Origin of the sequence: Neisseria sp. 74A18, from assembly GCF_001308005.1 — a bacterium.
Classification (GTDB): Bacteria; Pseudomonadota; Gammaproteobacteria; order Burkholderiales; family Neisseriaceae; genus Neisseria; species Neisseria dumasiana.
This window is the reverse complement of the sequence record NZ_LGZA01000047.1, coordinates 1-10940: the sequence shown is the minus strand read 5'-3', so window position 1 is coordinate 10940 and position 10940 is coordinate 1. Positions and strand designations below refer to the sequence as shown.

General features: G+C 51.8%; 9 protein-coding genes and 1 pseudogene. 6 read left to right on the top strand and 4 right to left on the bottom strand.

The genetic code is table 11. The annotated features are described in order from the left end of the window. Window positions 1–174: 174 nt before the first annotated feature. The 3 genes and pseudogenes from AKG43_RS13445 to AKG43_RS11180 form a co-directional block, all read right to left on the bottom strand. Window positions 175–324 (bottom strand): annotated as a pseudogene (locus AKG43_RS13445) (lipoprotein signal peptidase); the annotation flags it as partial. A gap of 65 nt (window positions 325–389) precedes the next feature. Continuing rightward, window positions 390–1073, bottom strand: coding sequence for a hypothetical protein (locus tag AKG43_RS11185; protein ID WP_054600626.1), 684 nt, complete (start codon window positions 1071–1073; stop codon window positions 390–392). Window positions 1074–1226: 153 nt separating this feature from the next. Then, on the bottom strand, window positions 1227–2036 hold the full coding sequence (locus AKG43_RS11180; RefSeq protein ID WP_156300669.1) for an RNA methyltransferase: 810 nt from the start codon (window positions 2034–2036) through the stop codon (window positions 1227–1229). A gap of 150 nt (window positions 2037–2186) precedes the next feature. On the opposite strand from AKG43_RS11180, the gene AKG43_RS11175 reads away from it, so the two are divergent. Together AKG43_RS11175 and AKG43_RS11170 are read left to right on the top strand one after the other, a co-directional pair. Beyond that, window positions 2187–2975, top strand: a complete 789-nt coding sequence (locus AKG43_RS11175) for an inositol monophosphatase family protein (RefSeq protein WP_054600625.1) — start codon at window positions 2187–2189, stop codon at window positions 2973–2975. Between the two features lie 133 nt (window positions 2976–3108). Continuing rightward, window positions 3109–3945, top strand: a complete 837-nt coding sequence (locus AKG43_RS11170) for an RnfABCDGE type electron transport complex subunit B (protein WP_054600624.1) — start codon at window positions 3109–3111, stop codon at window positions 3943–3945. Between the two features lie 250 nt (window positions 3946–4195). On the opposite strand, the gene AKG43_RS11165 is transcribed toward AKG43_RS11170, so the two are convergent. Continuing rightward, window positions 4196–4675 carry a peptidylprolyl isomerase gene (locus tag AKG43_RS11165; protein ID WP_054600623.1) on the bottom strand — a complete coding sequence of 160 codons (480 nt, stop codon included), beginning with the start codon at window positions 4673–4675 and terminating at the stop codon, window positions 4196–4198. 469 nt (window positions 4676–5144) lie between these two features. Between AKG43_RS11165 and AKG43_RS11160 the strand changes: the two genes are divergently transcribed. From AKG43_RS11160 to pflA, 4 genes are all read left to right on the top strand, one after another. After that, a complete protein-coding gene (locus AKG43_RS11160) occupies window positions 5145–5450 on the top strand; it encodes a hypothetical protein (RefSeq protein ID WP_054600622.1) in 306 nt (101 codons plus the stop codon). 341 nt (window positions 5451–5791) lie between these two features. Next, window positions 5792–7165, top strand: coding sequence for an FAD-binding oxidoreductase (locus AKG43_RS11155; RefSeq protein WP_054600621.1), 1374 nt, complete (start codon window positions 5792–5794; stop codon window positions 7163–7165). A 338-nt stretch (window positions 7166–7503) separates the two neighbouring features. Next, window positions 7504–9789, top strand: coding sequence for a formate C-acetyltransferase (gene pflB, locus AKG43_RS11150; RefSeq protein WP_054600620.1), 2286 nt, complete (start codon window positions 7504–7506; stop codon window positions 9787–9789). 149 nt (window positions 9790–9938) lie between these two features. After that, complete coding sequence (gene pflA, locus AKG43_RS11145) at window positions 9939–10742, top strand: pyruvate formate lyase 1-activating protein (protein WP_054600619.1); 804 nt, start codon at window positions 9939–9941, stop codon at window positions 10740–10742. The last annotated feature ends 198 nt before the right edge of the window (window positions 10743–10940 follow it).

Below are 10940 nucleotides of genomic sequence, written 5' to 3'. Positions count from 1 at the left end.
GTTGAAGGCGGCCAACAGGATAGGTGTGCCTGTTGCTGCCTGAACAGGCAGGCAGTGCCTCATGATGAGGCACTTTAAGGGGACTTTAGGGGTAGCTTGTCTACTTTTTACGCAAAAACAGCCGGAACATGATGAAGCATGTTCCGGCTGTTTGTTGGCGTGGGGTTTTGCAAAGGTCTCGGCCTGAGACCTTTGCAAAACCCTCAGATGCGGATGCAGTTCAAGGCGTAGCAGCACAGCGAGTGCAGACATATCATATGTTAGATAGGCAAACGAGCGAGCAGCGCGCAACGCAGAAATGCGCCGCAGATGGGGGTTTTGCAAAGGTCTCGGCCTTTCAGCTTAAATCTAACCCAAAGAGCTATTTATTTTCGGCAACACCCAACACATCACCGTATTACCTTCAAGCCGCCGCTTGCCTTAATGCCGAGCAAGGCCGCCGGATATACCGTTACCGCGCCCACTGCATCGGCTGCCACCGCCGCCGGTGTCAGCAACACTTTGCCGATGGTACGTGCCACACCGCCGCGCGGGCGGCGTTCCAATTTGAACAACTCGACCGGCACTGCTTCCTCAAAGCGGTAATCCACGGCAACCTGCTTCGGACTGCGGTAAAGATAACCTTGCACCACAAAACAGCGCTCATACTCGCCCCCTTTGCGCTGATAAAACTCCAGCGCTTCCAGCTTGTCTTTCGCCGCTGCATCCGCCGGATACCGAAGGCAAAAATCGCTGCTGAATTCGTTGTCGTCCAAACCTCGCACCATCACGCGCAGGGCGGAAATTTCTTTGCCGTCGCTGTCAAACGTGTGAAAACGCGCAGGCAGGCCGGCGTTAAGCACCGCACGCAAATCTTCAGCTTTCGTGCCGGGAACCACATACCAGTATTGCTCGCCCATCATCGCCAAATCGCCCGGACTCAACTGCCCGCGCGCCGTCTCGTTTGCTACACCGAAAGCATGAATGCGGTCTGTACCTACCGCCTGCTGAACCGCCTTGCTGTCATCGCCCCACAGCATGGCCGTGCAACCCGACAGCCACAACGCCAACCCTATTAACAACGCTCGTTTCATATCCCTACTCCGATTCCAAAACATTTTGTAAACAGCGCTTCCCTACCGCCTTGCCCATGCACATCGGAAGCACAGCAAAGGCACGGATAAACCTACCTAATAATAAACATTGATATTGAGGCCGTCTGAAAACATTTCAGACGGCCTCAACGATTAATCTTTCAAATTGCGTTTCACGGTATTCAAAAAGCCGCGCAGGATATCGATGTCTTCGGTTTGCGTATCCGCCCGCATAAACAGATTCTGCATGCGGCGCATCAAGCGTTCGCTGTTGCGGCGGTTGAAAAAGCTGATGTCGTTCATCACGCTTTCCATATGGCCGACCATGCCGGCAATCTGTTCGTGGGTGGCCGGTCGGGTGTCCTGCTGCAAATGCGTCATCGGCATATCGGTTTGGCTGAACAGTTCGTAACACACCACCTGCACGGCCTGCGCGAGGTTGAGCGAGAAATAGTCGGGGTTGCCGTTGATGGTCATCAGGCGGTTGCAGTTTTGTACTTCTTCGATGCTCAGGCCGAAAGTTTCGTTGCCGAACACCAGCGCAACCTGTTGGCCGTCTGAAGCGGCTTGCAGCAATTCGGGCACGAGTTGGCGCGGGGTTTGCAGCGGCGCGGTCAGTTCGCGTTTGCGGCTGGTTAAGGCGCAACTCAGGGTGGTGTGCGCCAACGCTTCGTCGAGAGTGCCCACGATACGGGCGTTTTCCAACACGTCCGCCGCGCCGGATGCCAGCACGAAGCTCTCTTCGGGCAGTTTGAAATCCTGCGGCTTGGCGGCATCGAACAGCGGCGGATTTTCGGTCATCGGCGTGGCAATCAGTTGCGGCGCAACCAAAGTCAGCTTGTGCAGCCCCATGGTTTTCATGGCGCGGGCGGCGGAACCGATATTGGCAGGGTGGCTGGTGCGGGCGAGCACGATATGGATATTGTCGAGATAAGCGGGAACGGCGGGTTTGGGATTCATCATGTTTTATTTTCGGAACAGGGGTATAATGTGCGCCTGAATATTTTTCAGACGGCATTCAAGGCCGTCTGAATGCTCTTTAACAACATTGGAAACAGCGTAAACGCAGCGTTTTACGTTTTGCCTTAATTGTACCCGATTAGAAAGAATGCCATGAACCCGATTTTAAACACCGCCCTCAAAGCCGCGCGCAAAGCTGGCGATATGATGATCCGCGCATCGCGTAACCTCGATGCCGTTAAAACCGACAGCAAAGCGTTTAACGATTTTGTTTCCGATGTTGACCGCACCGCCGAAGCCATTTTGGTCGACGCGCTCAAAGAAGCCTACCCCCATCACAAAATCACCGCCGAAGAAGGCGGCTCGCAAGGCAAATCCACTGCCGAATACGAGTGGATTATCGACCCGCTCGACGGCACCACCAACTATCTGCACGGCCATCCCCAATATGCCATCTCTATGGCGCTGCTGCACAAAGGCGTGTTGCAGGAAGCATTGGTGTACGCCCCCGAACGCAACGATTTATACATGGCTTCGCGCGGCAAAGGCGCATTGCTGAACGACCGCCGCATCCGCGTTTCTTCCCGCATCGAACTCAACCGCTGCTTAATCGGCACCGGCTTTCCGGTTGTCGACCAAAGCATGATGGACACCTACCTCGCCATTCTGAAAGACTTTTTGGCCAAAACCGCCGGCGGCCGCCGCGAAGGTTCCGCCGCGCTCGACCTGTGCGCCGTAGCCTGCGGACGTTTGGACGGCTTTTTCGAGTTCAACCTCAAACCGTGGGACATCGCTGCCGGAGCGTTGCTGGTGCAGGAAGCAGGCGGCATCGTAACCGACATGCAGGGCAACGAAAGCTGGCTGGAAAGCGGCGACATCGTGGCCGGCAACCCGAAAGTATTGGGCCAAATGCTGCAAATCATTGCACCTCATGTGAAGTAAGGCAGCCCCGAACATCAGGCCGTCTGAAAATATGGTTCAGACGGCCTGAAACATTCGGCAAGCAAAGCCCGCCAAAAACCGATAAACTAATGAATATCAAACACATAAAACAAACCATCCGAAGCCGACTGCCATGAACCTCGTCCAACGCCTCGACCAAATCCTGCCGCAAACCCAATGCAGAGAATGCGGCTTCCAAGGCTGCCTGCCCTATGCGGAAGCATTGGCCGACGGTTCCGCCAACATCAACCTGTGCGCCCCCGGCGGAGAAACCGTGATGCTCGACATTTCCGCCCTGCTCGGCAAACCGCCCGCCGCACCGGCCAAAATCCAAGAAAAAGCACTCGCTTGGATAGACGAATCCGTGTGCATAGGCTGCACCGCCTGCATCCGCGCCTGCCCCGTCGACGCCATCATGGGCGCATCCAAACACATGCACACCGTCATCAGCAGCGAATGCACCGGCTGCGGCCTCTGCGTCGCCCCCTGCCCCGTCGACTGCATCTACATGCAGCCGGTTGAAGCCGACCATCTGCCCCAAGCCCGTTTTCTGAGCAGCAGCAACGAAGCCCGCTTTGCCGCCGCCGAACACGCCCGCAAGCGTTACCATTGGCACGAAGCCCGCAAATCACGCGACCAAGAAGAAAAACGCGCCTATCTCGCCGAACGTGAAGCCGCTGCAAAACAAGCACAAACCGCCCCAAACGCAACCGCTCCCAAGCCCGCATTCAACCCTGCCGACTTAATCGCCCAAGCCATGGCACGCGCCCAAGCGCAACAAGCCCAGCGCGTCGTCCCCGCCAACCGCGAAGCCTACCAAGCCCAACAGCTTGCCGACGCCCAAGAACGCGCCACCTACCGCCGCGCCCAAAGAGATTTGCAATACGGCAACGAAGAAGAAAAAGCCGCCGCGTTGGCCTACCTGCGCAAATACAAAGCCGAACAAGAAGCCAAAGCACTCAAATCTTAACCCGACACCCACCATCAAACATGAGGCCGTCTGAAAACGTTCAGACGGCTTAAAACTTGTGTACTCTCTTCCGTATATAGCAAATAAACTTATTTTTGATACAAGGCAGCAACGCCGCAGCAGAAATAAAGTTTATTTGCCATAAAAAATCTCTGCACAAAAAATACCCGATTCAATAAAGAATCGGGTATTTTATTGATATCCGAAGCCTTGCCGTGCACACCACAGTTTTCAAGGCCGGCGGAATCATTTAGTGGTGATGGCCGTGCTCGCCGTGAACATGGCCGTGCTCGATTTCTTCAGGCTCCGCATCACGCACGCTTTCAACCGTGGCTTTGAAACGGATTTTCATGCCCGCCAGCGGGTGGTTGCCATCTACCACGGCTTTACCGTCGGCCACATCGGTTACACGGTACACCCATACGTCGCCGGTTTCAGGATCGTCGGCTTCAAACATCATGCCTACTTCAACCTCAACCGGAAAAACATTAACATCTTCAATACGCACCAGCTCGGGGTCTTGTTCGCCGAAAGCATCGTCGGGAGCGAGCACCACATCTACAACATCGCCCACTTCCTTACCGTGCAGCGCTTCTTCAACCAAAGGGAAAATACCGTCGTAACCGCCGTGGAGATAAACAATAGGCTGTTCGGTTTTATCGAGAAGTTGGTCGTTCGCATCAAACATTTCATAATGGAGCGAAACAACAGAATTTTTTTGGATGGCCATGCCGTGAAGTCCTATCAGTTTTAAAATGTGAATCGATTTTAACACATTAATACATATTCCGAGAGGCAACGGGTATGTTATTTTGAATAAAAAATCAATCAAACACAGCCTTTTATTCCATAAACATGTTGTTTTTTTACTACCAACCACAAAAAATAGCAAAAAAATGCGTAATACCCGCAAAAATAGTTTTTATTGTTATAAAACATATTAATTTTTTGAAATTTCAATGCAAATTTGAATTTTATTACATAAAAAAAGCAAAAATTTGCACCGTTTATTGAACTAATCGGCGCGTTAATATGACTAAGCATCCATATTCTTGCCGAACATCATGGCTGGTTACATTGCATTGGCTTTTAGGGTCGGGCATAATTAGCAAAATTCAGCAATGAATTTCTACAACAAACCGGGGTCGATTCCCGACGTTTAACAATTAATTTTTAAGTCGATTTAAAAGGTATTTAAAATGAAAAAATCTCTGTTTGCCGCTGCTTTGATGTCTTTGTTCTTGGCTGCTTGTGGCGACAATGCCAGCAAAGCCCAAGACGCTGCCGCTAAAGCTTCTGAAGCCGTAGTTGAAGCTGCATCTGCTGCTACCGAAGCTGCTTCTGAAGCTAAAGAAGCTGCCGTTGAAGCTGCTTCTGATGCCAAACAAGCTGTTGCCGAAGGTGCTAAAGACGCTTCTGCCGCTGTTGCCGAAGCCGCTTCTGCTGCTCAAGCTGCCGAAAATGCTTCTGCTGCCGCTTCTGCAGCTGCTTCTGCCGCCAACTAATTTCTGTTTTTCAGAATCACAGCAAAAAGCAGGATACACAAGTATCCTGCTTTTTGCTTTTTCACAATCTTAAACCTGCAAACAATCGGCAATCATCGTACAATTTCCGTGTTTACCGCAAACAACCCTATTTTGATACAAACCGGCAAGCCGCAAGCAGTATGCGTAGTACGAAACCGATTCGGCTGCCGCTTTAGCAGCTCCCACAATCATTCTCTTTGAGCTAAGGTGCAGCAACGAGCAAGTTAAGTTGATTTGCGGTAAAACTTAATCCGGGCGTTAACTTCATAATCTTTCGCTTATTATTCGATACATTTTTTCAGACGGCCTCTTTGCGTATTATGAATCCCCAAGCCATTAAACAAGCCTTTCAAGGCATACTTTCTCCCGCTGAAATTCTCGAAGACGGTTCGGCTTTGCTGACAGACCAACGCCGCCGTTATACCGGCTCTGCCGACCTTATCGTTCAACCCGCCGACGTTGCCGCTGTTCAGGCAGTGATGCGTTTTTGCTTTGAACACCGTGTTCCGGTTACGCCCCAAGGAGGCAACACCGGCTTGTGCGGTGCGGCTGTTCCCTCCGGCGGCATATTGCTCAATCTCTCCAAGCTCAACCGCATACGCCATATTGAACCGGCAGATAATGCCATAACGGTAGATGCCGGTGCGGTTTTGCAATGCGTTCAAGAAGCCGCGGCCTCTGCCGGCAGGCTGTTTCCTTTGAGCCTTGCCAGCGAAGGGTCGTGCCAAATCGGCGGCAATATTGCCTGCAATGCGGGAGGGCTGAATGTGTTGCGCTACGGTGCCATGCGTGATTTGGTGCTGGGCTTGGAAGTGGTATTGCCTAACGGAGAACTTATCTCACATCTGCACCCTTTGCACAAAAATACCACCGGATATGATTTGCGCCATTTGTTTATCGGCAGCGAAGGGACTTTAGGCGTGATAACGGGTGCAACACTCAAACTGTTTGCCCGCCCCCAAACCGTTGAAACCGCTTGGGTGGGTGTCGATTCCATTAAACAAGCCGTTGCGCTACTCACCGCTGTTCAAGGCAAATTTGCCGAACGCTTAACCAGTTTTGAATTGGCGAGCGTTTATGCTTTAGAGTTGTCTTCAACATTCAGCCGCATCGGCAAGCCGGTAGAATCTGCGTGGCATGTGCTGTTGGAATTAACGGATTCCATTCAGCACGAAAGCCTTACCGATTTGCTGGCGGAATTTTTGATGGCCGAGGGGTATGAAAATGCAGTCATCGCCCACTCGGAAAGCGAACGCAATGAGCTTTGGACGCTGCGTGAGAATATTTCCGCATCACAGCGCAATCTGGGCACGAGTATCAAACACGACATCGCCGTGCCGATTGCACAGGTAGCCGATTTTGTGGAACGTTGCGCCCAAGCCCTTCAGACGGCCTTTAACGATATTCGGATTGTAGTGTTCGGGCATTTGGGCGACGGCAGCCTTCATTACAATACATTTCTGCCGCATGTTTTGGACAATCAAGTGTATGAGTATGAAGACAAAGTGAACACCATCGTGTATGAACATGTTTTGGCCAGCAACGGAACAATTGCCGCCGAACACGGCATCGGACAGGTAAAAAACCACTGGCTGCCAAGCGTGCGTACAGAAACCGAAATCGCCCTGATGCGTGCCATCAAAGCCCAGCTTGATCCTCACAACATCATGAACCCCGGCAAACTTTTGCCGTAATTTTATTTCAAATAAAGGCCGGATAGCTTTGATACATAAGCTATCCGGCCTTATTGGTTGATGGATGGGCATTGTGCAGCATGTAGTTAATCCACACCGACAGACTTCCAACCCTGAATCAAACGCACAGCATAATTTTCTATTTTACGCCTGCCGACTTTCTTTTTGTAGTTCAGAAGCACATTATTTTAAAAACTACATTCTGTTACCTGACCTATATCAATAAGTAATTTTATTCCATACAAATCAACATCCAAACTTCTTGAATAAGTGCTATTCTGCCCATAGCCAACAAATATGCCTATTTCTTTTCTATTTGAAAATTAAGGAGTTTGAATATGACAGCCACCACACAAGAGCGTCCTGCCGCTTGGGCCGGTTTTCAATCGGGCGGCTGGGAAAACAGCATTAATGTGCGCGATTTCATTCAGAAAAACTACACCCCTTATGAAGGCAAAGGCGATTTCTTAGCCCCTGCCACCGAAGCCACCACTAAACTGTGGGCAGAAGTGATGGAAGGCATCAAAGTAGAAAACCGCACCCATGCACCGTATAAAATCGATGCGCAAGTGGTTTCCGGCATTACCAGCCACGGCCCCGGCTATATCGACAAAGAGTTGGAAACCGTGGTCGGCCTGCAAACCGACGAGCCTTTGAAACGCTCTATCATGCCTTTCGGCGGCCTGAAAATGGTTCAAGATTCCTGCAAAATCTACGAAGTAGAACTGAACCCTACCGTTACCGAAATTTTCAGCAAATACCGCAAAACCCATAACCAAGGCGTGTTTGACGTTTATACGCCCGATATCCGCCGCTGCCGCAAATCAGGCGTGCTGACCGGCCTGCCCGATGCCTATGGCCGCGGCCGTATCATCGGCGACTACCGCCGCGTAGCCTTGTACGGTATCGACCGTTTGATGGCCGATAAAGTTGACCAATTCAATTCGCTGCAACCTGATTTGGAAGCCGGTAAAAACTTGGAAGATGTAATCCGCCGCCGCGAAGAAATCAACGACCAATACAAAGCATTGGCTCAAATGAAAGAAATGGCTGCAAGCTATGGCTTCGATATTTCCGGCCCGGCCAAAAATGCCCGCGAAGCCGTTCAATGGACTTACTTTGCTTATCTGGCAGCCGTGAAATCGCAAAACGGTGCGGCCATGTCGTTCGGTCGTGTAGCCACTTTCTTGGATATTTTCATTGAGCGCGACCTGCAAAACGGTACGCTGACCGAAAGCGAAGCCCAAGAGTTGATCGACCATCTGGTGATGAAACTGCGTATGGTACGCTTCCTGCGTACGCCCGAATACGACCAATTGTTCTCAGGCGACCCGATTTGGGCAACCGAATCCATCGGCGGTATGGGTTTGGACGGCCGCACGCTGGTTACTAAAAACAGCTTCCGCTTCCTGCATACGCTGTACAACATGGGCCCGTCTCCGGAGCCGAACATTACCGTGTTGTGGTCTGAGCAACTGCCGGAAGGCTTCAAACATTTCTGTGCCAAAGTATCCATCGACACTTCGTCTATCCAATACGAAAACGACGATTTGATGCGCCCCGACTTCAACAGCGACGACTACGCCATTGCCTGCTGCGTCAGCCCGATGGTGGTAGGCAAACACATGCAGTTCTTCGGTGCGCGTGCCAACTTGGCCAAAACCCTGCTGTATGCAATCAACGGCGGTGTGGACGAGAAATCGAAAGACCAAGTAGGCCCGAAATCAGAGCCGATTTTGGACGAAGTGTTGGATTTCGACACCGTGATGGCCAAAATGGACAGCTTCATGGATTGGCTGGCAACCCAATATGTTACTGCGTTGAATATTATCCACTACATGCACGATAAATATTCATACGAAGCCGCATTGATGGCATTGCACGACCGCGACATCAAGCGCACCATGGCGTGCGGCATCGCCGGTTTGTCGGTAGCGGCCGACTCGTTATCAGCCATCAAATACGCCAAAGTGAAACCGATCCGCGATGAAGACAATATCGCCATCGACTTTGAAATCGAAGGCGAATACCCGCAATTCGGTAACAACGACGACCGCGTGGACGACATCGCCTGCGATTTGGTGGAACGCTTTATGAAAAAAGTGGCCACCCATCCGATGTACCGCGATGCGATTCCGACCCAATCCGTGCTGACCATCACTTCCAACGTGGTGTATGGCAAAAAAACCGGCAACACGCCCGACGGCCGCCGCGCAGGTGCTCCGTTCGGACCGGGTGCCAACCCGATGCACGGCCGTGATGTGAACGGCGCAGTCGCTTCGTTGAGTTCGGTGGCGAAACTGCCGTTTGAATTTGCCAAAGACGGTATTTCCTACACCTTCTCGATTGTGCCGGGCGCATTGGGCAAAGACGAACAATCGCGCGAACGCAATCTGGCAGGTTTGATGGACGGCTATTTCCATCACGAAGCCGGCGAAATCGAAGGCGGCCAACACCTGAACGTGAACGTGCTCAACCGCGAAACCCTGATGGACGCGATGGAACATCCTGAGAAATATCCGCAGCTGACCATCCGCGTATCCGGCTACGCCGTCCGCTTCAACTCGCTGACCCGCGAACAACAGCAAGACGTGATTACCCGCACCTTTACAGCCAACATGTAATCCGGTTCGGGGTTTACCGCAACAATGCCGGGTTTGCAGCCCGGCATTTTTTCAGACGGCTTCAAGCAGCATCAAGGCCGTCTGAAAAAACAACCGCCACCATATAGTAAATAAACTTGTATTTGCTAAAAAACCAACAAGGCAACCCTATGCAATCCTACACCATCAAGGCCGAAGAAAATCCGCACCACGAAGGACACCGCGGCTACCACGGCACAGGCATTATCCATTCCATCGAATCCTGCGGCACCGTCGACGGCCCCGGCCTGCGTTTCGTGCTGTTTATGCAAGGCTGCCTGATGCGCTGCCTCTATTGCCATAACCGCGACACTTGGGACATGCATACCGATAAGGCGCAAGAGATGACGGTGGAACAGGTGATGAAGCAGGTATTGTCTTACCGCCATTACCTGAAAGCCACCGGCGGCGGCGTAACGGCTAGCGGCGGCGAACCGTTGCTGCAATACGAGTTTATCCGCGATTGGTTCAAAGCCTGTTGGGAACACAACATCCACACCTGCCTCGACACCAACGGCTACGCGCTGCATTACGACGATATTCTCGACGACCTGCTCGACCACACTAATCTCGTGATGCTCGATTTAAAACAAATCGACCCCGAAATCCATCAAGTGCTGGTGGGCATTCCCAACACCAAAACGCTGAAATTCGCCCGCTATCTGGCCGAGCGCAACCAGCCTACGCGGGTGCGTTATGTGCTCGTGCCGGGTTATACCGACGACGACCGTTCCGCCCACCTGCTCGGCGAGTTTATCGGCAACATGGAAAATATCGAAACCGTGGAGCTGCTGCCCTATCACGAACTGGGCGCGCACAAATGGGAATTGTGCGGCGACGAATACAAACTTAAGGGAGTAAAGCCGCCGCCCAAAGAAACCGTGCTGCATATCAAAGAAATTCTCGAAGGCTACGGCAAGAACATTATTTATTAAGATGCTTTATATAAGGCCGAGACCTTTGCAAAACCCCACGCCAACAAACAGCCGGAACATGCTTCATCATATTCCGGCTGTTTTTGCGTAAAAAGTAGACAAGCTACCCCTAAAGTCCCCTTAAAGTGCCTCATCATGAGGCACTGCCTGCCTGTTCAGGCAGCAACAGGCACACCTATCCTGTTGGCCGCCTTCAAC

Coding starts and splice junctions, on each gene's coding strand:
- AKG43_RS11165 (WP_054600623.1), bottom strand. CDS start 4,675: ATGGCCATCCAAAAAAATTCTGTTGTTTCGCTCCATTATGAAATGTTT.
- AKG43_RS11185 (WP_054600626.1), bottom strand. CDS start 1,073: ATGAAACGAGCGTTGTTAATAGGGTTGGCGTTGTGGCTGTCGGGTTGC.
- pflB (WP_054600620.1), top strand. CDS start 7,504: ATGACAGCCACCACACAAGAGCGTCCTGCCGCTTGGGCCGGTTTTCAA.
- AKG43_RS11170 (WP_054600624.1), top strand. CDS start 3,109: ATGAACCTCGTCCAACGCCTCGACCAAATCCTGCCGCAAACCCAATGC.
- AKG43_RS11180 (WP_156300669.1), bottom strand. CDS start 2,036: ATGATGAATCCCAAACCCGCCGTTCCCGCTTATCTCGACAATATCCAT.
- AKG43_RS11175 (WP_054600625.1), top strand. CDS start 2,187: ATGAACCCGATTTTAAACACCGCCCTCAAAGCCGCGCGCAAAGCTGGC.
- AKG43_RS11160 (WP_054600622.1), top strand. CDS start 5,145: ATGAAAAAATCTCTGTTTGCCGCTGCTTTGATGTCTTTGTTCTTGGCT.
- AKG43_RS11155 (WP_054600621.1), top strand. CDS start 5,792: ATGAATCCCCAAGCCATTAAACAAGCCTTTCAAGGCATACTTTCTCCC.
- pflA (WP_054600619.1), top strand. CDS start 9,939: ATGCAATCCTACACCATCAAGGCCGAAGAAAATCCGCACCACGAAGGA.